This window comes from Roseisalinus antarcticus (assembly GCF_900172355.1).
Taxonomy (GTDB): domain Bacteria; phylum Pseudomonadota; class Alphaproteobacteria; order Rhodobacterales; family Rhodobacteraceae; genus Oceanicola; species Oceanicola antarcticus_A.
Window position 1 is genome coordinate 167994 of record NZ_FWFZ01000006.1, and the last position, 24012, is coordinate 192005.

Sequence of the window (24012 nt, forward strand, 5' to 3'; positions counted from 1 at the left end):
TACGGTATGGCCAAGCCAGGCACACAGAACGGCAAGAAACAGGAGACGGGACCGCAGGCGGCAACCACGCCCGGGGCGGTGCCGCCCAACAAGGTCTCGTTCGACACCTCGCAGCTCAAGAGCAGCTATTGCAACGTCTGCAACGGCTCGAGCACCCGCGAGGAAGTGGTCGTCAACTTCGGCGTGAACGAGAACTGGGATCTCGGGCGCGACAAGCTCGAGGTGCATCTGCACCACCGCATCGTGATGTCGCCCCACGCGGCCAAGCGGATGCGCGACATGATGAACCGCCTGATCGAAGAGCACGAGACGCGCTACGGCAAGCTTGAAGGCTAGGGCAGGGACGGACCATGACTCTGTCCCGCGGCGCCCCATCCCCCGCCGACGCCGAGGCCGCCGAGGTCGTGGGCCTCACGGGCAGCGCCTGGGCCGCGTTCATGAACGCGGGCGGCGAGAGGGCCTTTCTGGCCACCTGGCTGGCGGTGCTGCTGGGCAAGATCCCCAACGCCGCCTTCGCGGTGGTGCTGGAGCCTGACGCCGCCACCGGGCGCCTGATGCCCGTGGCCGCGGCCCCCGACGTCCGTCGCGACCTGGCCTCGCTGCGCCCGATCACCGAGAAATGCGCCAACACGGGCCGCGCCGCCACCGCGACCGGCGAGGACGGGCTGGGCCACGTCGCCGTGCCCGTGCGGGCCAATGACGGCACGGTCACCGGGCTGGTGGTGCTGGAGCTGCGCGACGCCACCCCTGCGGGCCTGCAGGCCGCGATCCGCGAGATCCACTGGGCCTCGGGCTGGATCACCGCCCGGCACTGGGAGGGCCGCGCCGAGACCGAGGCGCAGCGGGTCGAACGGGCGGGCATCGCGCTCGACCTGCTGGCACTGGTCAACGAGCATCGCCGCCCCGAGGCCGCCGCCATGGCGCTGGTCAACGAGCTGCAGTCGATCCTGGCCTGCGACCAGGTCTCCATCGGGATGGTGCGGGGCCGGTCCAGTCCGCGTGTCCGGCTGCTTGCCATGTCCTATTCCGCCTGGTTCAAGCGCCGCTCCTCGCTGGTCGAGGGGCTGGAGAACGCCATGGACGAGGTGCTCGACCAGGGCGCCGCGGTGGCCTATCCGCCGACCGAGACGCTGGCGCGGGCGGTCTCCATCGCCCATGGCGACCACGTGCGCGGCAGCCAGACCAGCCACATCCTGTCGGTCCCGATGCAGGACGAGGCGCGGACCGTGGGCGTGCTGACCGTCGAACGGCGCGAGGGCGCGGCCTTCGACGACCGCGAATTGCGCATCGCCCAGAGCGTCGCCGCCCTGATCGGGCCGGTGCTGGAGCTCAAGCGCCGCAACCGGCGCTGGATCGGCGGCCGGCTGGTCGAGAAGCTGGGCCATGCGCTGGGCGTCGTGCTGGGCCCCCGGCGGCTCAGCTGGAAGCTGCTGGCGGTGGGCCTGATCGCGCTGGCGGTCGCGGCGGCCACGGTGCGCGGCCCGTTCCGCATCTCCGCCGAGGCGGTGCTGCGCGGCGAGGTGCAGCGGGCGGCGGTCGCGCCTTCCCAGGGCTTCATCGCCGAGGCGCCGATGCGGGCGGGCGATCCGGTGGCCGCGGGCGACCTGCTCGCGCGGCTGGACGATCGCGACCTGCGCCTGGAAGAGCTGCGCTGGACCTCCGAGATCGACCGGCTGGTGGCGCAATCGCGCTCGGCGCTGGCCGAGGGCGCGCGCGAAGAGGTCGCCTATCTCGAGGCCCAGGTGCGTCAGGCCCGCGCCCAGAAGGCGCTGGTCGACGCGCAGCTTGCCCGGACCGAGATCCGTGCGCCGTTCGACGGGCTCATCGTCTCGGGCGACCTCAGCCAGCGGCTGGGCGCACCGGTGCAGCAGGGCGAGGTCCTGTTCGAGATCGCGCCGCTCGACAGCTACCGGGTCGAGGTCTTCCTGGACGAGCGCGACCTGCGGTTCGTGACCGAAGGGATGGAGGGCCAGCTGATCCTGAAAAGCCGCCCCGATGACGGGCGCGGCTTCCGGATCACCCGGATCACCCCGGTGTCGGAGACCCGCGAAGGCGCCAACACCTTCCTTGCCGAGGCGGAGCTGACCGGCCCCATCGCCGAGCTGCGCCCCGGCATGGAAGGCAGCGCCAAGGTCGAGGCGGGCCGGGCGCTCTATGTCTGGAGCTGGACGCGGCGGCTGCGCGACTGGCTGCGGCAGACGATCTGGAACTGGCAGCCCTGACATGGCCGAGGCGTTCCTGTCGCGCATCTGGTATCGCGTATCCGGCCTGACGCCGCGCCTGCGCAGCCATGTCACCGTGCACCGCCACCGCTATCGCGGGCAGCCCTGGTATGTGCTGCAGGACCATTCCTCGGGCCGGGTGCACCGGTTCACGCCGGCGGCCTACATGGTCATGGGCCGGTTCGACGGACAGACCACCATCGACCGGATCTGGAACGATCTGGCCGAGACCTATGACGCCGACGCGCCCAGCCAGGACGAGGTGATCCAGCTGCTGGCGACCCTGCACCAGAACGACCTGATCCAGCATGCGTCCAACCCCGACGTGGCCGACCTGCTGGAGCGCTACCGCAAGAAGGCGACCGAGGTCTGGAAGCAGAACCTGTCGAACCCGGTCTCGGTGCGGGTGCCGCTCTGGGATCCCGACAGGTTCCTGACGCGGACGCTGCCCGTGGTGCGGCTTCTGACCGGCTGGTGGGGCCTGATCCTCTGGGCCGTGGTGGTCGCCTGGGGCGGTCTGGTGGGCCTGCAGAACTACGAGGCGCTGACCACCAATTTCACCGATCAGCTGTTGGGTGCCCAGAACCTGATGATCTCCATCGTCAGCTACCCGCTGCTCAAGGCGCTGCACGAGCTTGCCCACGGCTATCTGACCAAGGTGCGCGGGGGCGATGTGCGCGAGATGGGGATCATGTTCCTGGTGTTCTTCCCGGTGCCCTATGTCGATGCCTCGGCGGCGGCCGCGTTCCGCAACAAGTGGCACCGCGCCGCCGTCAGCGCCGGCGGCATCATGGTCGAGACCTTCGTGGCCGCGCTCGCCGTTCTGGTCTGGGTGGAGTTGGAGCCCGGCTTCCTGCGGGCGGTCTGCTTCAACCTCATTGCCATCGGCGGGCTGTCCACGCTGGTGGTGAACGGCAACCCGCTGCTGAAGTTTGACGGCTATTACGTCATGTCCGACCTGATCGAGAGCCCGAATTTCGGAACCAGGGCAAATCGTTACTGGGGCTATCTCATCCAGAAGCGGCTGTTCCGCGCCCGCCAGCTCAAGGCGCCCTCGGCGACCTGGGGCGAGAAGGTCTGGTTCACCCTCTACGCGCCCGCGGCCCTGGTCTACCGGCTGGTGGTGATGATCGGGATCGCGCTCTTCGTGGCCGGAAAGTATTACTTCATCGGTATCCTGATCGCGGCGTGGAGCGTGTTCAACGCGGTGGTCAAGCCGATGTTCAAGCACATCCGCCACGTGCTGACCTCTCCGTCCCTGCGCAAGGTGCGCAGCCGGGCCAAGGCCTGGACCTTCGGCGGCATGGGCCTTGTCGCGCTGATCCTGCTGGCGCTGCCCCTGCCGCTGCGGACCGATACCGAAGGCGTGGTCTGGCTGCCGGAGGCCGCCCATGTCCGCGCCCGGGCGCCGGGATTCCTGCAGGGCTTCGACGTGGCGCGGGGGGCCGAGGTCGCGGCCGGCGCCCCGCTGGCCGCGCTGGAGGCGCCCACCCAGGACGCCCGGATCGACGCCCTGCGCTGGCGCAACATCGAATACGAGCGCCGGCTGTCGGTGCTGCAGATCCGCGATCGCGGCGGCGCCGAGCTCGCCCGGCTTGAGCTGGAGGAGGCCCGCGGAGAGCTTTCGCGCGAGTTGGCGCGGGTGGCCGACATGACCGTCCGCGCCCCCCTGGCCGGCCGGTTCGAGCCGGTATCGCCCGAGGGCGACATCCTGGGCCGCTTTTTCGCCGAGGGCGACCTGATCGGCTATGTCCTGCCGCCGCGCCCCGAGGTCCTGCGCGTGGCCGTGCCGCAGGCCGACATCGCCCTGGTGCGCGAGCGGCTGCGCGGGGTCGAAGTGCGCCTGGCCGGCCGGCTGGAGCAACGGCTGCAAACGCAGGTGCTGCGCACGGTGCCCCAGGCCTCGACCACCCTGCCGAGCGCGGTGCTGGGATCTGGCGGCGGGGGGCGATTTCTGACCGCGCCCACGGACGAGAAGGGGCTGGAGACGACGGAGCCGGTGTTCCTCTATGACCTCGCGGTGCCCGACGCCCTGGCCGACACCGGCTATGGCACCCGCGTGCATGTGCGCTTCGATCTGGGGATGGAGCCCCTGGGCTTTCAGATCGGGCGGCGGGTGCGGCAGCTGTTCCTGGACCGATTCAATGCCTGACGGCGCGGGCCTCTGGGGGTTCGGGCCGGTCAAGCGGGCGCAATCGCCCTATGCCGAACGGGCCGACCCGATCGACAATGCGGTGGACCGCTGGCTGGATCGCGTGCTCGGCCAGATCGAAAGCCGGCTGCCGTTCCACCGCCGCCGGCTGCGGCGCAAGGCGGCCCGGATCGTGGCGCTGGAGCCGGACTATGCCAGGCTGAAGATGTCGGAGCTCGTGGCCCGCGCGCACGGGCTCGCCCGCGATACGCTGCGGCCCGGCAGGGCGGGCGACCTGCCGTTGATCCACCTGATGGCGGGGCTGCGGGAACTGGTGTTTCGCAAGCTGGGCAAGCGGCCCTATCCGGTGCAGATCATGGGGGCGCTGGCGCTTATGGAAGGCCGGCTGGTCGAGATGGCTACCGGCGAGGGCAAGACCCTGACGGGCATGCCCGCCGCCATCGCCGCCGCCCTGCGCGGAGAGCCGGTGCACGTGGTGACGGTCAACGATTACCTCGCCGCCCGCGATGCCGAGGAGATCCGCCCCCTGGCCAAGGCGCTCGGCCTCAGCGTGGGCGTGATCGAGACCGAGATGGACCCCTCCGCCCGCGCCGCGGCCCATGGCGCCGACCTGACGTATGTCAGCAATGCGAACGTGACCTTCGATTATCTGCGCGACCGGGTGGCGCTTGGCCAGCGACGTGGCCCGGCGCGCAAATCCCTGCGCGACATGCTGGGCGGCGGCGGCAGCGCGGCGCTGACCCTGCGCGGGCTGGGGTTCGCCATCGTGGACGAGGCCGACAGCGTGTTCATCGACGAGGCGCGGACCCCCCTGATCCTGTCGACCACCGGCGACGATGCCGCAGCCGCGGGCCGCTATGCCACCGGCCTGCGGATCGCCCGGGCGCTGGGCGAGGGGCGGCATTACACGCTCGATCAGATGGCGCGCAACGTGACGCTGACAGAGGCCGGCAAGGCCCGGATCGGGCAGGCGGCCGAGGGTCTGACCGGCCAGTGGCGGGTCAGGCTGGCGCGGGAAGAGCTGATCACCCAGGCGCTCTCGGCGCTGCATTTCTTCGAGAAGGGGCGCGATTACATCGTCGACGAGGGCGAAGTGCGCATCGTCGACGAATATTCCGGCCGGGTGATGCCGGACCGGACCTGGCAGGGCGGCCTGCACCAGATGATCGAGGCGAAGGAGGCGCTGGAGGTCACCGGGGTCAAGATCACCCTGGCCAGCATCACCTATCAGCGCTTCTTCCGCCGCTACCTGCGGCTGGCGGGGATGACCGGCACCGGGATGGAGCTCGCCGGCGAGATCCGCCAGACCTACGGGTTGACCACGGTGCGGGTGCCGCGCCACCGCCCGTTGCAACGGCTGCACGTCGGCACGCGCTTTTGTCGCGACGACGTGGCGCGCTGGAAGGCGGTGGTCGCCCGCGTGGCCCAGGTCAACGCGCGGGGGCGGCCGGTGCTGGTCGGGACCCGCTCGGTCGAAGCATCCGAGCGGCTGTCGCAGGTGCTGGACGAGGCCGGGCTGGCGCACAGGGTACTGAACGCGCGGCAAGACAGCGAAGAGGCCGCGATCGTCGCCCAGGCAGGGGCGCGCGGGGCGATCACGGTGGCCACGAACATTGCCGGCCGGGGCACCGATATCGGGCTGGGCCAGGGGGTGCGCGAGCTGGGCGGCCTGCACGTCATCCTGACTGAATTCCACGAAAGCAGCCGCATCGATCGCCAGCTCTACGGCCGGGCCGGGCGGCAGGGAGATCCTGGCACGACCGAGGCGGTGGTGTCGGTGACCGACGAGCTGTTCGTGCGTTTCGCCCCTGGCCTGCAAAAGGTCGCGGCACGGGTGCGGACGCCGTGGCTCTGCCATCTGATGCGGCTTTGGGCCCAGGCGCGGGCGGAGCGGGAACACGCGATCACGCGCCGCGAACAGGTGGAGCTCGACAAGCAGTTGGAGAAGTCCATGGCCTTCGCCGGCGTCCGAGAATGAGCCTGCGCTCGGCGGATGCCGGACCGCCCTCGGCATGCGACGGCACCATGATCCCGCCCCGGAACCTGGTCCATGGGGGGCGGTGCACCTGTATTTTCGGGGGAAAAGTGGTGGGCGACCCTGGAATCGAACCAGGCGTGGGTCTCCCCGGCGGAGTTACAGTCCGCTGCCGCACCTTGCAGCCCGTCGCCCTAAGTAGGGTGCGGGATAACGGGGGTGAAAATTCCCGTCAAGGCGATTTTCGGCGACCGGCGCAACTTGCCGGTCGGTCGGTGCCTGGTGGTGCCGGGGGAAGGCGGTGGCCGGGACCGGGGGCCGCCGGGCCGGCTGTGGCCTTGCGCCTCGGGACCCGTCAGCGCATGAGGAGGATGATGGAGGCGTTGCGATGAAAAAACCGACCTGGGTTGTGGACAAGGAACGGGCCAAGCGGGCCGCCGCGCAAGAGACCCTGTGGCTTTTCGGGCTGCATGCGGTGCGGGACGCGCTGATGAACCCGCGCCGCGAGAAGCGGCGGCTGGTGCTGACCAAGAATGCGCTGGACCGGCTGGAGGACGCGGTGGCGGCCTCGGGGATGGCGCCCGAGATCAGCGATCCGCGCAAGTTCGCAGCGCCGATCGACCCGGCCTCGGTTCACCAGGGGGCGGCGCTGGAAGTGCGGCCGATGGATTGGGGCTCGCTGGACGAGGTCTGCACGACAGGGGGCCGTGGCGCACCTCGGGTGGTGTTGCTGGACCGGGTGACGGATCCGCACAACGTGGGGGCTGTCCTGCGCTCGGCCGAGGTGTTCGGGGCGCGGGCCGTCGTGGCCGTGCAACGCCATTCGGCGCCCGAGACCGGGGCGCTGGCCAAGACCGCGAGCGGCGCGATGGAACGGCAGCCCTATCTGCGGGTCACGAACCTGGCCACGGCGATGGAGAGCCTGCGGGCGATGGGCTATCTGATCGTGGGGCTCGAGGGCGAGGCCGAGGCCGAGATCGGCACGGCGCTCGCGGGGCAGGGCGACCGGGCGATCGCCCTGGTGCTGGGCGCCGAGGGCCCCGGCCTGCGCGAAAAGACCAAGGAGACCTGCGACATACTGGTGCGGATCGGCGATCCGGGCGGATTCGGCTCTCTCAACGTTTCAAATGCGGCGGCAGTGTCCCTATATGCCTCTCGAAGCGTGTGAGAGAGGACCATGGCCGATCAGAAGATTGCGACCTGCTGCTATTGCGGCACCCGGGCGGCGCTGGTCCTGAGGGGGACGGAGCGGCACGAGCTGTCCTGTGCCAGCTGCGGGGCGCCGCTGCACGACATGAAGCGCTTGAAGGCGGTCGACCGGGAGCCCGTGCGGCGGACTGCGCCTGCGGCGACACCCCCCCGCCCGGGCCATCCGGCGCGCGGGCAGGTGTGGCGGGGCAAGAAGAAGAAATCGAAGAAGAAATCCCTCAAGGCGCGGGCCTTCGGCGAATTGTGGGATATCGTCGAGGATATCTTCGACTGAGCCCCGGGCGCTGTAACATCGGTCAGAACCGCGTCAGCCTAGTGAAATCGGCTTATCTCGGGGGCTGGGGCGGGGCATGATGCCGGCATGGACCTTGGCAGCCGGAGACCGCCGCCATGATCGACCGCCGCAGATTGCTTGCCCTCGCCGCCGCCGCTCCGGTCCTTGCGTTCTCAACCGCGGCCCGGGCGGCCGAGCCCGAGATCTTTGCCGTGGACGGGGTGGCGATCCGCGGGATCGACCCGGTCGCCTATTTCGACGGGGCGTGACCGGCGGCGACGCGATGCTGATCTGGCGCGGGGCGGAGTGGCGGTTCGCCAGCGCCCAGGCGCGGACGGCCTTCGAGATGGCGCCGGAGCGGCTGGCGCCGGCCTTCGGCGGCTATTGCGCCTACGCGGCCTCGCGCGGCTATCTCGCACCCACCATTCCCGAGGCCTGGACCGTTCACGACGGGCGGCTCTATCTCAACGCCTCGCTTCGGGCGAGGGAGCTTTGGCTGCAGGATATCCCGGGCAATATCGCGAAAGGCATGGCCAACTGGCCCGCGATCCTGGGCTGATCACGTTGTCATGAGGGGGCTTTCAACATGTCCGCTTCGGTCCCATCTACCGATGAGATGCGTGGGCCGGAACACCCGCGTACTCCAATCACTGTCCCTCGTTCCAGACCTGCGCCCTTGGCTTTCGGCCGAGGGCGCTTTTTTGTGGAGCCGTGAGAGTAGGGGAGGGGCGATATGGAGCGCGACGATCTGATACGGCGGGTCCTGCAGCGGACGAAGACCGTGGCCGTGGTCGGGTTCTCGGCCAATCCGGCGCGGCCCTCGCACGCGGTGGCCGCCTTTCTGCAATCGCTGGGCTGGCGGCTAATCCCGGTCAACCCGGGGCTCGCCGGGCAGGTCCTGCTGGGCGAGACGGTGTGGGGGCAGCTGTCCGAGGTGCCGGAGCAAGTGGACATGGTGGATGTCTTTCGCCGGTCCGAAGCCGTTGCGGAGATCGCGCGGGAGGCCCTGGCGCGATGGCCCGATCTTGCCACGCTCTGGCTGCAACTCGGGGTGCGCGATGACGCCACCGCGGAATGGGCCCGGGAGCGCGGCGTCACGGTCATCCAGGACCGCTGCCCGCGGATCGAACATGCGCGGTTGATGCTGCAGGGGGGCTAGCCGCCGGCCGGTTCCGCGCCGCCCCGGGCGGCTTTCTCGCTCAGTCCCCCGCAGGCCTCTCGCCGGGCGAGCTCCGCCTCGATGTCTTCCAGCGCCACGTCCCTTGCCGCGCACATCACCAGCAGGTGGTAGAGCGCGTCTGCCGCCTCTGAGACCAGCCGCGCCCGGTCGCCCTTGACCGCTTCGATGATCGCCTCGACGGCCTCTTCGCCGAACTTCTCGGCGCATTTCTCGGGGCCCTTCGACAGCAGGCGGGCGGTCCAGCTGCTCTCGGGGTCGGCGGACTTGCGGTCGGCGATGGTCTCGGCCAGGCGGTGCAGGCTCATGTCATCCTCATCGGTATGCCGGCGGCGGCCATGTGCGCCTTTGCCTCGGCCAGGGTGTAGGTGCCGAAGTGAAAGATCGAGGCGGCGAGGACGGCCGACGCGCCGCCGAGGGTCACTCCCTCCACCAGGTGGTCGAGCGTTCCCACCCCGCCGCTTGCGATGACGGGAATGTCGACCGCGTCGGTGATGGCGCGGGTCAGGGCCAGGTTGAACCCGGCCTTGGTGCCGTCGCGGTCCATCGAGGTCAGCAGGATCTCTCCGGCGCCCTTGCTGGCGGCGGTCACGGCGAAGTCCACCGCGTCGATGCCGGTGGGCTTGCGGCCGCCGTGGGTGAAGATCTCCCACCGGGGCGGGGTGCCGGTCGCGGGGTTCCCCGGCTCGACGGTCTTGGCGTCGATGGCGCAGACGATGCACTGGCTGCCGAAATGCAACGCGGCCTCGGTCAGCACGTCCGGATTGGCGACGGCGGCGGAGTTGAAGCTGACCTTGTCGGCGCCGGCGAGCAGCAGGTTGCGCACATCCTGCACGGTGCGGACCCCGCCGCCGATGGTCAGCGGCATGAAGCATTGCTCGGCCGTGCGGGTGGCCAGGTCGTACATCGTGCCACGGTTCTCGTGGGTGGCGTGGATGTCGAGGAAACAGAGCTCGTCCGCGCCGGCGGCGTCATAGATCCGGGCCTGTTCGACCGGGTCGCCGGCATCGCGCAGGTCGAGGAAGATCACGCCCTTGACCACGCGGCCGTCGGCCACGTCGAGGCAGGGGATGATGCGGGTCTTCAGCATGGGGGGGTCTTACGACACGCGCTTGCCCCTTGGCCAGAGGGAAGCGGGCGGGAGTTTCTTGCGGCGCGTGGGTGCGGCGGGCGGTCAGCCCCGCATCAGCGCCAGCGCCTGGGCCAGGTCGACCGCCCCGTCATAGAGCGCACGGCCCGAGATCGCGCCCGCGATCACCCCCGTCGCCTTCAGCCGCGCCAGGTCGTCCAGCGAGGACACGCCGCCCGAGGCGATCACCGGGATCGACACGGCGCGGGCCAGCGCCTCGGTCGCCTGGATGTTGGGGCCGCCCATGGCGCCGTCGCGGTCGATGTCGGTATAGATGATGGCGGCGATGCCCGCGTCCTCGAACGTGCGGGCGAGGTCGGTGACCTTGAGGGTCGTCTCCTCTGCCCAGCCCTTGGTGGCGACCAGCCCGTTGCGCGCATCGAGCCCGACGGCCACCTGTCCGGGAAAGGCCCTCGCCGCCTCGCGGACAAGTGTCGGGTTCTCGACAGCCGTCGTGCCCAGGATGACCCGGGCCAGACCCTTGTCCAGCCAACGTTCGATCGTGGCCATGTCGCGGATGCCGCCGCCCAGCTGGGCGGGCACGTCGATCGCCTTCAGGATGGCCTCGACCGGGGCGGCGTTGACCGGGGTGCCGGCGAAGGCGCCGTTCAGGTCGACGAGGTGGATCCATTCGGCCCCCGAGGCCACGAAGGCCGCGGCCTGGGCGGCGGGGTCGTCGTTGAAGACCGTCGCGGCCTCCATTTCGCCGCGCAGCAGGCGGACGGCCTGACCGTCCTTGAGGTCGATGGCGGGATACAGGATCATCTGGCACTCCGTCTTGATTTGCCGCGTTAAGGCACGGGACGGGGCGGGGGTCAACGCGCGGCGACGCTGCCCGGGCCCGGCGGGATTTCCGCAGGATGACCGGACCCCGTTAACCAAACATCAATATCGTGGCCGCTATGCTGGATCGGTCGTTTGGTTGCAGGAGGGCAGAATGCCACAGGAAGTATTGGACCGTCGTGTCCGCAGAACCCGGGCGCGACTGGCGCAGGCTGCTCAATCGGTGCTCGAGGAAGGGTGCTGGGCCGGGGCCTCGGTCCAGTCACTGTCGGATCGCGCCGATCTTGCCCGGTCGTCGTTCTACGCGCATTTCGCGGGCAAGCCCGCGCTGCTGGACCTGCTGATCGACCAGCGCCTGGCAAATGCAGAGCAGGATATCGCGGCGCTCTCGGCCCGTTCGGGACGGCTGGCGACGGTGACCTGGCTGGCATGGCACATGAAAAGTGCGCGTGCCCTCTATCGCGAAGTCCTGGGCCCCTCCGGCCAGCGGCAGCTGCGGCGCAAAATCTCCGATCGCGTGGCGGAGCTTCTGGGGGCCGAGCTGTGCGGGCGTGGGGCCGCGCCCCGGCAGGACGCCATGCGATTCGCCGCCGACGGGATTCTCGCGGTGCTGGAGGATTGGCTGCACGACCCCTCCGGCCCCCTTGCGTCGGAGCTGGAGGAGCGGCTCAACGTGCTGGTGGCGCCGGTGCTGGAAAACCGCGCCGTGGCCTGACCCGTGGCCTGAAGCTCAGGGCGTCCAGCGCAGGAAGTTGGCGATCAGGCGCAGGCCGGTCGCCTGGCTCTTCTCGGGGTGGAACTGGGTGCCGATCACGGTATCGCGGGCGACAATGGCGGTGATTTCGGCGCCGTAGTCGGCATGGGCCAGCCGGTGCGCCGGGTCGTCCACTTCCATCTGGTAGGAATGGACGAAATAGGCGTGATCGCCCGACGCGAGCCCGTCCAGCACGGGGTGAGGGCGATCCAGGACAAGATCGTTCCAGCCCATGTGCGGCACCTTGAGGCCGGGATCGGCGGGCGCGATGCGCCGGATGGCGCCGGGGATCCAGCCGAAACCGGGCGTTTGCTCGTATTCATGGCCCGTCGTGGCCAGCATCTGCATGCCGACGCAGATCCCCAGAAGCGGCCGGCCGTCGCGCATGACGGCGTCCGTCAGGGCCTCGGCCAGCCCCTCATGGGCCAGCAGCGCGGCCCTGCAGGCGGGAAAGGCCCCGTCGCCCGGCAGCACCAACCTGTCAGCGCCGCGCACCACCTCGGGATCGGCCGTCACGACGATCTCTCCGGCATCGGTCTCGGCGGCCATACGCTCGAACGCCTTCTGGGCGGAGTGCAGGTTGCCGCTGTCGAAGTCGATCAGCGCGGTGGTCACAGCGCCCCCTTGGTCGACGGGATCGCGTCCGCCTTGCGCGGATCGGGCTCCACGGCCGTGCGCAGGGCCCGCGCCACCGCCTTGAAGGCGGCCTCGGCGATGTGGTGGCTGTTGAACCCGTGCACCTGGTCGACGTGCAGGGTGATGCCGCCGTGGGTCGAGAACGCCTGGAAGAACTCGCGCACGAGCTCGGTGTCGAAGCTGCCGATCTTGGCAGAGGGCAGCGCGAGGTTGCAGATCAGGTAGGGCCGTGCGGAGAGGTCGAGGGCGCAGCGCACCTGGGCGTCGTCCATCGCCAGGGTGCAATCGCCGTAGCGGCGGATGCCGCGCTTGTCCCCCAGCGCCTCGCGCAGGGCCTGGCCAAGCGCGATGCCGGTATCCTCGACCGTGTGATGGTCGTCGATATGCAGGTCGCCACTGGCCCGTATCGTCATGTCGATCAGTGAATGGCGCGAGAGCTGGTCCAGCATGTGGTCGAAGAACCCCACGCCGGTCTGGTTGTCGTAGGCACCGGTGCCGTCGAGATCGAGCGTGACCTCGATCGTCGTCTCGGACGTCTGTCTGGAAATGGTCGCGCGTCGCATCGGCGTCTCCGGGGGTTGCGTTGCCGCGCTTATAGGCAGGCGACCCGGTCATGAAAAGCACCCCGCGCGACACGCGCCTGTCGCCGTGACTCGACGGATCGCGTCCGCGCGGTTCGCGAATGGCCACCAATGGCCGCGCTTTGGCCCCATTGTTGACGATTGCTTGGGGCATTCGGGCCTATCAGTAAAGTTTTCCGAAAATGGTGGTGTTCGACGCGCAACGACTCGAGGACTGCAGAGAATGCCGATCTACTATTTCGTAGCCAGAAACGACCCAAGCCCGGCGGCGGACGAATTGCGCGCCGGCCAGACGGTCGAGGTCAGCTCCGGGGACGTCTATTACTTCACCGACGCGGCCGACGACGACGTCACCTTCGAGAACAGGGTCGGCGGGGGCATTGACACCATCGCGATCCATTTCGACGCGGCGCCGCTCTCTGCCTACACGGTGGAGCTGAAGGCCGGCGTGACGGGCACCTTCGAGGTGGCGCCCGGGATCGACGCGAGCGGCATCGAGGTGGCCGCCCGGTATTCCTCGGGGCTCGACCTGACGGTCGGCGATGCCGGCCGGATCGGCCCGGTGAGCGGCTCCTCCGTTGGGGCCGACACGATCCTGCTGGGGCAGGATGCCACCATCGACGGCGACCTCAGTCTGGGAAGCGGGCTCGGGTCCAGCGACGTGGACCTCGGCTCCGGAAGCTCCATTCTCGGGCGCATCACCGGGGGCGGCGGCACCGACGATATCGCCCTGGGCGACAGGGTCACGGTGACCGGCGACATCAGCCTGGACAAGGGCGCCGACACGCTGACCATCGGCGACGGCGGCAGCTACGGCAAGGTCAGCCTGGGCGATGGCGCCGACACGCTGACCATCGGCAGCAACAACGTCTTCGCCAAGGGCATCGACACAGGCAACAGTCCCGATGCGGTCACCATCGGCGACGGCAACACCATCAACGGCGACCTGAGCGCGGGCGCCGGCGCGGACAGCCTGACCATCGGCGACGGGAACACGATCACCGGCGACCTGCTGGCGGGCGCCGGGGCCGATACCGTCACCATCGGCGACAATATCGTCATCGACGGCGGGATCGACGGCGGCGACGGCAACGACACCTTCGAGATCGGAGACTTCGCCAGGTTCACCGATTTCTACGGCGGCAACGGCGCGGATTACCTCAACATCGGCTTTATCGACGGCTCCGTACCGACGATCATCGACGGGGTGAGCCACGATGGCGGCGACGGCGACACGACCAACGACGACACGCTGCGGCTTGCGATCAGCCCGACGGACCGCGCCGGGTTCGAGACGATGCTGGCCAACGAGGGCTATGTCTTCGACGGCGACCAGTGGGTCGCGGACTCGGGCACGAACTATCACCTGACCTGGAACAGCGTCAGCATCCGGGACTGGGAGAACATCCAGGTCGTCTGTTTCGCGCGGGGCACCCTGATCCGCACGCCCCTGGGCGACCGGCCGATCGAGGATCTGGACAAGGGCGACCTGGTCTGCACCCGGGATGGGCGGTCGCAGCCGATCCGCTGGATCGCAAGCACGACCGTCCCGGCCCATGGCCACCTTGCGCCGATCCGATTCGAAACCGGTGCGCTCTGCAATGCCCGGCCGCTGGTGGTCTCGCCTCAGCACCGGATGCTGGTCACCGGCTGGCAGGCGGAGTTGCTTTTCGGGGCGGAGGAACTGCTCTGCCCGGCCAAGGCCCTGGTCAACGACCGCACGATCCGGGCGCGGGAGTGCGGGTTCGTCCAGTATTTCCACATGCTCTTCGACCGCCACGAGATCGTGCTGGCCGAAGGCGCACCGTCCGAAAGCTTTCACCCCGGGCTGACCGGCCTCGACAGCCTCTCCATCGCTTGCCGGGACGAGCTGTTCGAGCTTTTCCCCGAGCTCGAGGGCTCGCCGGCGGCCTATGGCGGCACGGCGCGGACCGTGTTGACCTATCGCGAAGGCCAGGTCCTGAGCGCCGCGCTGGCGTGACCTTGGCCCTGGGTGGGAAATTTGCGGGAAATCTGCGGGAAATCCGAACTGGAGCGGGTGATGAGATTCGAACTCACGACCCTTACCTTGGCAAGGTAATGCTCTACCCCTGAGCTACACCCGCATCCGTTCGGTGAGCGGGGGATATAAAGACTTGGCGCCCGCTGCAAGAGGAAAAATGCACGGTCTTGCCCGCACGCCGCGTCAAGCCTCTCTGGCCTTGGCCGGGCGCCCGCGGCCCTTGCGCTGACGCCAGAGGTTGAGCGCCTCGACCGCGCCGGCAAAGACCATGGCGGCATAGATGAAGCCGCGCTCCACGTGGAAATGGGCCCCGTCGGCGATCAGCGCCATGCCGACCATTACCAGGAAGGCCAGCGCCAGCATCTTGGTTGAGGGATGCGCCTCGACGAAGGCGGCGATCGGGGCGGCGGCGATCATCATCACGCCGATGGCCAGGACGACGGCGGCGATCATCACCTCCACATGGTCGGCGATGCCCACGGCGGTGATCACGCTGTCGAGGGAAAAGACCAGGTCCAGCAGCATGATCTGCAAGATGACGGACACGAATCCGGCAGCGATGACCTTTTCTGGCGTCGTGTGCAGGTCGTCGCCCTCGACCTCCTCGAAGATCTCGGTCGCGGCCTTGTAGATCAGGAACAGCCCGCCCGCGATCAGGATCACGTCGCGCCACGAGGCCGCCCATCCCATGAGCGTCACGAAGGGTTCGGACAGGCCGATGATCCAGGTGATCGAGAACAGCAGTGCGACGCGCAGCACCAACGCCCCGGCGAGGCCGATGACCCGCGCCCGCGCCCGCTGCTCCGGCGGCAACCGGGCGGCGGCGATCGAGATGAAGATGACGTTGTCCACGCCAAGGACGATCTCCAGAACGGTCAGCGTCAGGAAAGAGGCCCAGACGGCGGGGTCGGCGAGCAGGTCGAACATGGGGCGATCCAAAAAGGGTTACCCCGGCACATAAGCCGGGCCCGCCCCGACAAAAGGGGGCAGGGGCCTTTGACCGCAATATCGGCGGGGACGGCGGGCGCCCCCGGGGGCGCGTCAGTCCTCGAACTCGATCAGCAAGTCCTTGGCGTCGATCTGCGAGCCCGCCGAGACATGGACGGCCTTGACCGTCGCGGCGCGTTCGGCATGCAGGCCGGTTTCCATCTTCATCGCCTCGATGGTCAGCAGCAGGTCGCCTTCCTTCACCTTGGCCCCGGCCTTCGCCGCGACGGAGGCCACGACCCCGGGCATCGGCGCCCCCATGTGGGCCGGGTTGCCGAGCTCTGCCTTGGGGCGCTTGACCGTCTCGGCCGCGACCTTGCGGTTGGGCACGCGGATCGTGCGCGGCTGACCGTTGAGCTCGAAGAACACGCGGACCTCGCCCTCTTCATTGGTCTCGCCCACGGCCGAGAGCCGGATCTCCAGCGTCTTGCCGGGGTCGATCTCGGCCGCGATCTCGTCGCCCGGGGACATGCCGTAGAAAAAGGTGGAGGTGGGCAGGGTGCGGACCGGTCCATAGGTCTCGTGCCGCTTGGCATAATCGCTGAAGACCTTGGGATACATGAGATATCCGTTCAGATCCTCGTCGTCGATCTCGATCTCCAGCTCGTCCTTGATCTGGGCGCGGGTCGCTTCCAGATCGGTCGGGGGCAGCTGCTTGCCGGGGCGGGCCGTGCTGGGCTTCTCGCCTTTCAGGATCTTCTTCTGGATCGCCTTGGGCCAGCCGCCGGGGGGCTGGCCGAGGCTGCCCTTCATCATGTCGACGACCGAGTCGGGGAACGACACATCGACATCCGGATCCTCGACCTGGGCGCGGGTCAGGCCCTGCGACACCATCATCAGGGCCATGTCGCCGACCACCTTGGACGACGGCGTGACCTTCACGATATCGCCGAACATCTGGTTCACGTCGGCATAGGTCTGGGCGACCTCGTGCCATTTCTCCTCGAGCCCGAGGCTGCGCGCCTGCGCCTTGAGGTTGGTGAACTGCCCGCCGGGCATCTCGTGCAGATAGACCTCGGACGCCGGCGCCTGCTGGCCGGATTCGAAGGCCGCGTAATGGGCGCGGACGGATTCCCAATAGTTGGAAATCTCGCGGATCGCGGCGATGTCTAGCCCGGTGTCGCGGTCCTGGAACCGCAGTGCCTCGACGATCGAGCCCAGTGTGGGCTGCGAGGTGTTGCCCGACAGCGCGTCCATCGCCGCGTCCACGCAATCGACCCCCGCGGCAGAGGCCGCAACGATGGTCGCGATCGCCGCCCCGGACGTGTCATGGGTGTGGAAGTGGACCGGGATCGAGACCTCGTCCTTCAGCGCCTTCACCAGCGCCGTGGCCTGCGCCGGTTTCAGCAGGCCGGCCATGTCCTTGAGCCCGAGGACATGGGCGCCCGCGGCCTCCAGGTCCTTGGCCATGGTGACGTAGTATTTCAGGTCGTACTTCGCGCGGTCCGGGTCGAAGATGTCCCCGGTATAGCAGATCGTGCCCTCGCAGACCTTGCCGGCGTCCTGCACCGCGTCCATAGCGACGCGCATGTTCTCGACCCAGTTCAGGCTGTCGAAGACGCGGAAGACATCGACGCCCGATGTGGCCGCCTGCTTGACGAAGAACTGCACCACATTGTCGGGGTAGTTGGTGTAGCCCACGCCGTTCGAGGCGCGCAGCAGCATCTGCGTCAGGATGTTGGGCATCTTGGCCCGGATGTCGCGCAGGCGCTGCCAGGGGCATTCCTGCAGGAAGCGGTAGGCCACGTCGAAGGTCGCGCCGCCCCAGCATTCCACCGAGAACAGGCCCGACATGTTCGCCGCATAGGTCGGCGCCACGCGCACCATGTCGATCGACCGCATCCGGGTGGCCAGCAGCGACTGGTGCCCGTCGCGCATGGTGGTGTCGGTGATCAGCAGGCGTTTCTGGTCCAGCATCCACTGGGCCACGGCCTTGGGCCCGTCGGCGTCGAGGATGTCGCGGGTGCCGCGGGCCAGGTCCTTGGTTTGGGGCCTGGGCGCGACCGGCTCCTTGATGTCGTCGGCAGGGCGCACGCGGCCCTCGGTCTCGGGGTGGCCGTTGACGGTGATGTCGGCGACATAGGTCAGGATCTTGGTCGCCCGATCCCGCCGGGCCTTGAAATCGAAAAGCTCCGGCGTGGTGTCGATGAACTTGGTGGAATATTCGTTGTTGAGGAATATCGGGTGCTTCAGCAGGTTGATGACGAAATCGATGTTGGTGCTGACCCCGCGGATCCGGAATTCGCGCAGGGCGCGGTCCATCCGCTTGATCGCGGCCTCGGGCGTGGGTGCCCAGGCGGTGACCTTGGTCAGCAGGGAATCGTAGAACCGGGTGATGACGGCGCCGGAATAGGCGGTGCCGCCATCCAGCCGGATGCCCATGCCGGTGGCCGAGCGATAGGTCTGGATCCGGCCGTAATCGGGGATGAAGTTGTTGGTCGGGTCCTCGGTCGTGACCCGGCATTGCAGGGCATGGCCCGACAGCTCCACATCGTATTGAGAGGCGCAGCCCGTGGCCTCCACCAGGCTCTTGCCCTCGGCGATCAGGATCTGGGCGCGGACGATGTCGATGCCGGTGACCTCTTCGGTCACGGTGTGCTCGACCTGCACGCGGGGGTTCACCTCGATGAAGTAGAATTCGCCCGTCTCCATATCCATCAGGAACTCGACCGTGCCGGCGCATTCGTAATTCACGTGCTGGCAGATCTTCTTGCCGAGGTTGCAGATCTGTTCGCGCTGCACCTCCGACAGGTAGGGGGCCGGGGCGCGTTCCACCACTTTCTGGTTGCGGCGCTGGACCGAGCAATCCCGCTCCCACAGGTGATAGATGTTGCCCTCCTTGTCGCCGAGGATCTGGACCTCGACGTGCCGGGCGCGGATGATCATCTTTTCGAGGTAGCCCTCGCCGTTGCCGAAGGCGGCCTCGGCCTCGCGCCGGCCCTCGCGGACCTTCTCTTCCAGCTCGCCCTCGTTCTCGATCGGGCGCATCCCCCGGCCGCCGCCGCCCCAGGACGCCTTCAGCATCAAGGGATAGCCGATCTCCTTGGCCTCCGCCTTGATCGCCTTCATGTCCTCGCCCAGCACTTCGGTCGCGGGGATCACGGGCACGCCGGCCTCGATCGCCACGCGCCGGGCGCTGGCCTTGTCGCCCAGCTTGCGCATCGTGTCCGCGGTCGGGCCGATGAAGGCGATGCCGTTGTCCCAGCAGGCGTCTACGAATTCGGGGTTCTCGGACAGCAGGCCGTAGCCGGGGTGGATCGCGTCGGCGCCGCATTCCTTGGCGACGCGGATGATCTCCTCGATCGAGAGATAGGCCGCGACCGGCCCCATCCCCTCGCCGATGCGGTAGGCCTCGTCGGCCTTGAACCGGTGCAGGCCCAGCTTGTCCTCTTCGGCATAGACCGCGACGGTGCGCTTGCCCATCTCGTTGGCCGCCCGCATGACGCGGATCGCGATCTCGCCGCGATTGGCGATGAGGATCTTCTGGAACTCGGGCATCTACGGTCTCCATGTCTTCGCAGTTGCAGAATTTTGTAAGGCGGTTCCCGGGCGGGGTAAACGGCTGTTGATGCCGGACGATATCGCTAACGGAGTTTATTTCCGCATCTGCACACTTGCCCGGCGTTAACGAAATGTTAACCTCCGTTAATGGCGACAGAGATGGAACTTGCGGCGATCCTGTGTTCGCTCATCCTCGGGGGTGAGGTCGAGCAGCGCCATTATTTCGACGTCGTGGACCGACGGCATCACATCCGGGTGGATTGCGAGACGGACAGCCACGTGGTCGAGGTCGGGTTCGACGACAAGCGCTCGAGCAACGACAGCCTGCACCAGGCGCTATTTTCCGCAAACCTGACCGGCAAGCTGCCGATGATCGTGATCATCGACACCAACGGCTTTGAAGAAAACGTGCAATACCAGATCGAGACCGTGGCCCGGATGACGGGGGTGTCCTATATGACCGTGACCGAGGATTTCCTGATCCGCTGGCAGATGACAGAGCCGTTCCGGCAGAACCGCTCCACCCTGTTTCGCCAGGTGGAGACGGCCGCGGTCAACTGACTGTCGGGCCGGTCACCATTCCATCTGCGGGGTGCCGTCCGGCGCCCAGACCTGCACAAGGGCGCATTCGATGAGCCAGGGGCGGGCCTCGGCGTCGCAAATCTTGGCGGCCACGTCGATGGCGACCGCCTCTTCGGGCAGGCCGCAGAAGCTTTCGTGCCAATGGTTGCCTTGCTCGTGCTGGGCGAAGATGTCGATTGACCACCCGGCAAAGGCGCAGGCTGTCGTGACCTCGCAATCCTCGGCATAGGCCCCGCCCGCGACGCATTCCTCCATGGCGCCGTCGATCGCCGTCTCGATATCCTCCGCAAAGCGGATGCCGCTTGCTTGTTCGGGGGCCTGGACGAAGGCGACCGACTCGGCGCCGGCAGGGGCGGCAAGGAGGGTGAGGCAGGCGGCGGCAAGACGAATCATGGGGCTTCGGTTCCTTTCAGTTTCGGTGAACCTAGCCGCGAAGCCGCGGTTTGGGCGAGGAAAAACACGATCCGGGCAGGTGTCCGGAACGGATCGTGAACAGACCTTTTCTGCCGCGGCAGTCTGGGCTAGTCTCCCATCCATGAGCAGCTATTCCGAAGAAGACGCCTTCGAAGGCGCCGTTCCACTGTCGCAGCGCGCCATGGCGGCGCGGCCCGCGCCCTATCTCGACGATCTGAACCCGGCGCAGCGCCAGGCGGTCGAGGCGCTGGACGGCCCCGTCCTGATGCTTGCCGGGGCGGGGACGGGCAAGACCAAGGCGCTGACGGCGCGGATCGTCCACCTGATGTCCCAGGGCAGGGCGCGGCCGAACGAGATCCTGGCGGTGACCTTCACCAACAAGGCCGCGCGCGAAATGAAGACACGCATCGGCAGGATGCTGGGAGAGACGGTGGAGGGGATGCCCTGGCTCGGCACGTTCCATTCGATCTGCGTCAAGCTCCTGCGCCGTCATGCGGAACTTGCGGGGTTGAAGTCGAACTTCACCATCCTGGACAGCGACGACCAGGTCCGCCTGATGAAGCAGTTGATTGCGGCCGCGGACATCGACGACAAGCGCTGGCCCGCGCGGATGCTCGCCGGCATCATCGACAACTGGAAGAATCGCGCCTGGACGCCCGAGAATGTGCCCGCCGCCGAGGCGGGCGCCTTCGACCGGCGCGGGGTGGCGCTCTATCAGCAATACCAGACCCGCCTGAAGGAGCTGAACGCCGTCGATTTCGGCGATCTGCTGCTGCATGTGGTGACGATCTTCCAGAAGCACGAAGATGTTCTGGCGCAATACCAGCGGTGGTTCAAATTTGTGCTGGTGGACGAGTATCAGGACACCAACGTCGCGCAATATCTCTGGCTGAGGCTGCTGGCCGGCGGGCACAGGAACATCTGCTGCGTGGGCGACGACGACCAGTCGATCTATGGCTGGCGCGGAGCCGAGGTGGGCAATATCCTGCGGTTCGAAAAGGATTTTCCAGGCGCGACGGTCGTCCGTCTGGAACAGAACTACCGCTCGACGGCGCATATCCTGGCCGCTGCCTCGGGGGTGATCGAGGCCAACAAGGGCCGGCTGGGCAAAACACTCTACACCCAGGGCGCCGACGGCGAGAAGGTCCGCCTGATCGGCCATTGGGACGGCGAGGAGGAGGCCCGCTGGATCGGTGAGGAAATCGAGGCGATGCAGCGCGGCACCCGCGGGCTGGACGCGATGTCGCTCGATGACATGGCGATCCTGGTGCGGGCCTCGCACCAGATGCGGGCGTTCGAGGACAGGTTCCTGACCATCGGCCTGCCATACCGGGTGATCGGTGGCCCACGGTTCTACGAGCGGATGGAGGTCCGCGACGCGATGGCCTATTTCCGGCTCGCGGTGTCGCTGGACGACGACCTGGCGTTCGAGCGGATCGTGAACACGCCCAAGCGCGGGCTTGGCGACAAGGCGGTGCAGACGATCCAGAAGGCCGCCCGGTCGAACGGGCTGGGCCTGGTGGACGGGGCGCGGCTGTGCGTCTCGTCCGGGTTGATAAAGGGCAAGGGCGGCAAGGAGCTGGCGCTGCTGGTCCAGGGGCTCGACCGCTGGCACGCGCAGGTCCGCGACGAGGCCGACACCCATGTCGAACTGGCCGAGATGATCCTCGACGAGAGCGGTTATACCGGCATGTGGCAGGCCGACAAGACACCCGAGGCGCCGGGACGGCTGGAGAACCTCAAGGAACTGGTCAAGGCGCTGGAAAACTTCGACAATCTGCAGGGGTTCCTGGAACACGTCGCCCTGATCATGGACAACGAGACCGAGGAATCCGAAGCCAAGGTCTCTATCATGACGCTGCATGCGGCCAAGGGGCTGGAGTTTCCGGCGGTGTTCCTGCCGGGTTGGGAGGACGGGCTGTTCCCGTCCCAGCGCTCGATGGACGAGAGCGGGCTGAAGGGCCTCGAGGAAGAGCGGCGGCTTGCCTATGTCGGCATCACCCGGGCCGAGCGGCTGTGCACGATTTCGTTCGCCGCGAACCGGCGGGTCTATGGCCAGTGGCAATCGGCGCTGCCCTCGCGGTTCATCGACGAATTGCCCGAGACCCATGTGGACGTTCTGACGCCGCCGGGCCTGTACGGCGGTGGCTACGGGGCTGCGGGCATGGCGGCGGCCTCGCCGGTCCTGCAAGGGATGGCTGGCTCGGATCTGCACCAGAAGGCGGCCGATGCGAATGTCTACAATTCGCCGGGCTGGCGGCGGCTGCAATCACGCTCGCAGCAGCGCGGCATGGCGCAACCGCGCGAACAGCGCAACGTGACCATCGACCTGGAGGCGGTGTCGGCCTTCGCCGAGGGGGACCGGGTGTTCCACAAGAAGTTCGGCTATGGAGCGGTTCAGGGGATCGAGGGCGACAAGCTCGACATCGCCTTCGACAAGGCCGGATCGAAGAAGGTCGTGGCGCGGTTCGTGGTCGCCGCGGCCCAGGCCGACGACATACCGTTCTGAGCTCGTTCGCTGCGTGACCGGCCCGATCTGATTGAGCGCCTTCGGCGCACAGGTCTTGCCCGGCCTCCCCTGCGGGGAGCTCCGGGGCGGCGGGCGCTCAGCCTCCGGTGTGGCTCATGTGGCGGGTGACGCGGCCGTCCACCGCCTGCCGGGAATAGTCGAAATCATGGCCCCTGGGCTTGAGCGCGATTGCCGCGCGGATCGCGTCCTCGAGCGGGCCGTCCGCGTCGGAGCCGCGCAAGGGCCCGCGGAGGTCGGAATGGCCTTCCTGGCCCAGGCAGGTGTAGATCTCGCCGGTGCAGGTGATCCGCACCCGGTTGCAGCTTTCGCAGAAATTGTGGCTGAGCGGGGTGATCAGGCCGATGCGCTGTCCGGTCTCGGCCAGGCGCAGGTAGCGGGCCGGGCCTCCGGTGTCGTCGGGCAGATCCTGAAGGGTGTAGTGCCGGGCCAGTTGTGTGCGCAGGTCGTCGAGGGACCAGTATTGCCCCAGCCGGTCCTCGTTGCCGATGTCGCCCATGGGCATGACCTCGATCCAGGTCAGGTCCATCCCCCGTTCGGCGCAAAAGCGCGTCATGGGCAGCAATTCGTCCTCGTTGAAGCCCTTGAGTGCCACCGCGTTCAGCTTTACCCGCAGCCCGGCCTTCTGGGCGGCGTCGAGGCCCCGCAGCACCTGGGGCAGGCGGCCCCACCGGGTGATCCTGGCGAATTTCGCCTCGTCCAGCGTGTCGAGCGAGACATTGACCCGGCGCACCCCCGCCGCGGCGAGATCGCCCGCGAAACGTTCGAGCTGGGAGCCGTTGGTGGTGAGCGTCAGCTCTTTCAGCGCACCGCTCTCAAGATGTCGTGACATGGCCCGGAAGAAGGTCAGGATATCGCGGCGGACGAGGGGCTCTCCGCCCGTGATGCGCAGCTTTTCGACGCCCAGCCGGATGAAGGCGGAACACAGCCGGTCGAGTTCCTCGAGGGTCAGAAGCTCTTTCTTGGGCAGGAATGTCATGTTTTCGGACATGCAGTAGACGCAGCGGAAATCGCAGCGGTCTGTGACGCTGAGCCGCAGGTAGCGGATCGCGCGTTGGAACGGGTCGACGAGGGGCTTGTCCATGTCATATAGCTAGGGGCGGCCGC

At 68.0% G+C, this 24012-nt stretch carries 22 protein-coding genes and 2 tRNA genes; 13 read left to right on the forward strand and 11 right to left on the reverse strand.

Features of this window, described 5'->3' with window-relative positions:
• Positions 1 to 6 precede the first annotated feature (6 nt).
• From ROA7023_RS07905 to ROA7023_RS07920, 4 genes are read left to right on the forward strand one after another with little or no spacing between them, the layout of a single operon-like run.
• The gene (locus ROA7023_RS07905) at positions 7 to 336 is read left to right on the forward strand and encodes a DUF3467 domain-containing protein (protein ID WP_085878474.1); all 330 of its coding nucleotides are present in this window, start codon (positions 7 to 9) and stop codon (positions 334 to 336) included.
• A gap of 14 nt (positions 337 to 350) precedes the next feature.
• Positions 351 to 2222, forward strand: coding sequence for a GAF domain-containing protein (locus ROA7023_RS07910; protein WP_085878475.1), 1872 nt, complete (start codon positions 351 to 353; stop codon positions 2220 to 2222).
• Position 2223: 1 nt separating this feature from the next.
• Positions 2224 to 4374 carry a PqqD family peptide modification chaperone gene (locus ROA7023_RS07915; RefSeq protein WP_085878476.1) on the forward strand — a complete coding sequence of 717 codons (2151 nt, stop codon included), beginning with the start codon at positions 2224 to 2226 and terminating at the stop codon, positions 4372 to 4374.
• On the forward strand, positions 4367 to 6352 hold the full coding sequence (locus tag ROA7023_RS07920; RefSeq protein WP_085878477.1) for a preprotein translocase subunit SecA: 1986 nt from the start codon (positions 4367 to 4369) through the stop codon (positions 6350 to 6352). Before ROA7023_RS07915 ends, ROA7023_RS07920 begins: the two co-directional genes overlap by 8 nt.
• A 108-nt stretch (positions 6353 to 6460) precedes the next feature.
• Here the strand turns inward: ROA7023_RS07920 and ROA7023_RS24390 are convergent.
• Positions 6461 to 6544: transfer RNA gene (locus ROA7023_RS24390), tRNA-Tyr, on the reverse strand.
• A 193-nt stretch (positions 6545 to 6737) separates the two neighbouring features.
• Here ROA7023_RS24390 and rlmB point away from each other — a divergent pair.
• The 5 genes from rlmB (at position 6738) to ROA7023_RS07940 (ending at position 8991) form a co-directional block, all read left to right on the forward strand.
• Positions 6738 to 7517 (forward strand): 23S rRNA (guanosine(2251)-2'-O)-methyltransferase RlmB, encoded by a 780-nt coding sequence (gene rlmB / locus ROA7023_RS07925; RefSeq protein ID WP_085878478.1) that lies wholly within the window; start codon positions 6738 to 6740, stop codon positions 7515 to 7517.
• A 9-nt stretch (positions 7518 to 7526) separates the two neighbouring features.
• Complete coding sequence (locus ROA7023_RS07930) at positions 7527 to 7832, forward strand: hypothetical protein (RefSeq protein ID WP_085878479.1); 306 nt, start codon at positions 7527 to 7529, stop codon at positions 7830 to 7832.
• Between the two features lie 116 nt (positions 7833 to 7948).
• Entirely contained in the window at positions 7949 to 8101 is a 153-nt protein-coding gene (locus ROA7023_RS25020) for a hypothetical protein (protein ID WP_234992092.1), read from the forward strand.
• Positions 8098 to 8391 carry a YHS domain-containing (seleno)protein gene (locus ROA7023_RS07935; RefSeq protein ID WP_234992093.1) on the forward strand — a complete coding sequence of 98 codons (294 nt, stop codon included), beginning with the start codon at positions 8098 to 8100 and terminating at the stop codon, positions 8389 to 8391. The genes ROA7023_RS25020 and ROA7023_RS07935 overlap by 4 nt, the downstream gene beginning before the upstream one ends.
• A gap of 174 nt (positions 8392 to 8565) precedes the next feature.
• The gene (locus ROA7023_RS07940; protein WP_085878480.1) at positions 8566 to 8991 is read left to right on the forward strand and encodes a CoA-binding protein; all 426 of its coding nucleotides are present in this window, start codon (positions 8566 to 8568) and stop codon (positions 8989 to 8991) included.
• Here ROA7023_RS07940 and ROA7023_RS07945 read toward each other — a convergent pair.
• The 3 genes from ROA7023_RS07945 to hisA all read right to left on the reverse strand — a co-directional run bounded on the left by ROA7023_RS07945 (position 8988) and on the right by hisA (position 10903).
• Positions 8988 to 9317: a phosphoribosyl-ATP diphosphatase gene (locus ROA7023_RS07945; protein ID WP_085878481.1), complete on the reverse strand. Its 330-nt coding sequence runs from the start codon at positions 9315 to 9317 to the stop codon at positions 8988 to 8990. The genes ROA7023_RS07940 and ROA7023_RS07945 overlap by 4 nt on opposite strands.
• A complete protein-coding gene (gene hisF, locus ROA7023_RS07950; RefSeq protein WP_085878482.1) occupies positions 9314 to 10099 on the reverse strand; it encodes an imidazole glycerol phosphate synthase subunit HisF in 786 nt (261 codons plus the stop codon). The genes ROA7023_RS07945 and hisF overlap by 4 nt, the downstream gene beginning before the upstream one ends.
• 84 nt (positions 10100 to 10183) lie before the next feature.
• The gene (gene hisA, locus ROA7023_RS07955) at positions 10184 to 10903 is read right to left on the reverse strand and encodes a 1-(5-phosphoribosyl)-5-[(5-phosphoribosylamino)methylideneamino]imidazole-4-carboxamide isomerase (RefSeq protein ID WP_085878483.1); all 720 of its coding nucleotides are present in this window, start codon (positions 10901 to 10903) and stop codon (positions 10184 to 10186) included.
• Positions 10904 to 11075: 172 nt separating this feature from the next.
• Between hisA and ROA7023_RS07960 the strand changes: the two genes are divergently transcribed.
• Entirely contained in the window at positions 11076 to 11636 is a 561-nt protein-coding gene (locus ROA7023_RS07960; protein ID WP_159458463.1) for a TetR/AcrR family transcriptional regulator, read from the forward strand.
• 15 nt (positions 11637 to 11651) lie between these two features.
• Here ROA7023_RS07960 and hisH read toward each other — a convergent pair whose 3' ends face one another.
• Together hisH and hisB are read right to left on the reverse strand one after the other, a co-directional pair.
• The gene (gene hisH, locus ROA7023_RS07965) at positions 11652 to 12290 is read right to left on the reverse strand and encodes an imidazole glycerol phosphate synthase subunit HisH (protein ID WP_085878485.1); all 639 of its coding nucleotides are present in this window, start codon (positions 12288 to 12290) and stop codon (positions 11652 to 11654) included.
• Positions 12287 to 12874 (reverse strand): imidazoleglycerol-phosphate dehydratase HisB, encoded by a 588-nt coding sequence (gene hisB / locus ROA7023_RS07970; protein ID WP_085878486.1) that lies wholly within the window; start codon positions 12872 to 12874, stop codon positions 12287 to 12289. Before hisB ends, hisH begins: the two co-directional genes overlap by 4 nt.
• Before the next feature lie 241 nt (positions 12875 to 13115).
• On the opposite strand from hisB, the gene ROA7023_RS07975 reads away from it, so the two are divergent.
• A complete protein-coding gene (locus tag ROA7023_RS07975; protein ID WP_085878487.1) occupies positions 13116 to 14873 on the forward strand; it encodes a Hint domain-containing protein in 1758 nt (585 codons plus the stop codon).
• A gap of 49 nt (positions 14874 to 14922) precedes the next feature.
• Here the strand turns inward: ROA7023_RS07975 and ROA7023_RS07980 are convergent.
• The 3 genes from ROA7023_RS07980 to pyc form a co-directional block, all read right to left on the reverse strand.
• A tRNA-Gly gene (locus ROA7023_RS07980) sits at positions 14923 to 14997 on the reverse strand.
• Between the two features lie 80 nt (positions 14998 to 15077).
• Complete coding sequence (locus tag ROA7023_RS07985; protein ID WP_085878488.1) at positions 15078 to 15821, reverse strand: TerC family protein; 744 nt, start codon at positions 15819 to 15821, stop codon at positions 15078 to 15080.
• 114 nt (positions 15822 to 15935) lie between these two features.
• Positions 15936 to 19379: a pyruvate carboxylase gene (pyc, locus tag ROA7023_RS07990; protein WP_085878489.1), complete on the reverse strand. Its 3444-nt coding sequence runs from the start codon at positions 19377 to 19379 to the stop codon at positions 15936 to 15938.
• Between the two features lie 162 nt (positions 19380 to 19541).
• On the opposite strand from pyc, the gene ROA7023_RS07995 reads away from it, so the two are divergent.
• A complete protein-coding gene (locus tag ROA7023_RS07995) occupies positions 19542 to 19943 on the forward strand; it encodes a hypothetical protein (protein ID WP_085878490.1) in 402 nt (133 codons plus the stop codon).
• 12 nt (positions 19944 to 19955) lie between these two features.
• Here ROA7023_RS07995 and ROA7023_RS08000 read toward each other — a convergent pair whose 3' ends face one another.
• Entirely contained in the window at positions 19956 to 20357 is a 402-nt protein-coding gene (locus ROA7023_RS08000) for a hypothetical protein (protein WP_085878491.1), read from the reverse strand.
• Positions 20358 to 20499: 142 nt separating this feature from the next.
• On the opposite strand from ROA7023_RS08000, the gene ROA7023_RS08005 reads away from it, so the two are divergent.
• The gene (locus ROA7023_RS08005; RefSeq protein WP_085878492.1) at positions 20500 to 22887 is read left to right on the forward strand and encodes an ATP-dependent helicase; all 2388 of its coding nucleotides are present in this window, start codon (positions 20500 to 20502) and stop codon (positions 22885 to 22887) included.
• A 97-nt stretch (positions 22888 to 22984) separates the two neighbouring features.
• Here ROA7023_RS08005 and moaA read toward each other — a convergent pair whose 3' ends face one another.
• Positions 22985 to 23989, reverse strand: coding sequence for a GTP 3',8-cyclase MoaA (gene moaA, locus ROA7023_RS08010; protein ID WP_085878493.1), 1005 nt, complete (start codon positions 23987 to 23989; stop codon positions 22985 to 22987).
• Positions 23990 to 24012: the final 23 nt, after the last annotated feature.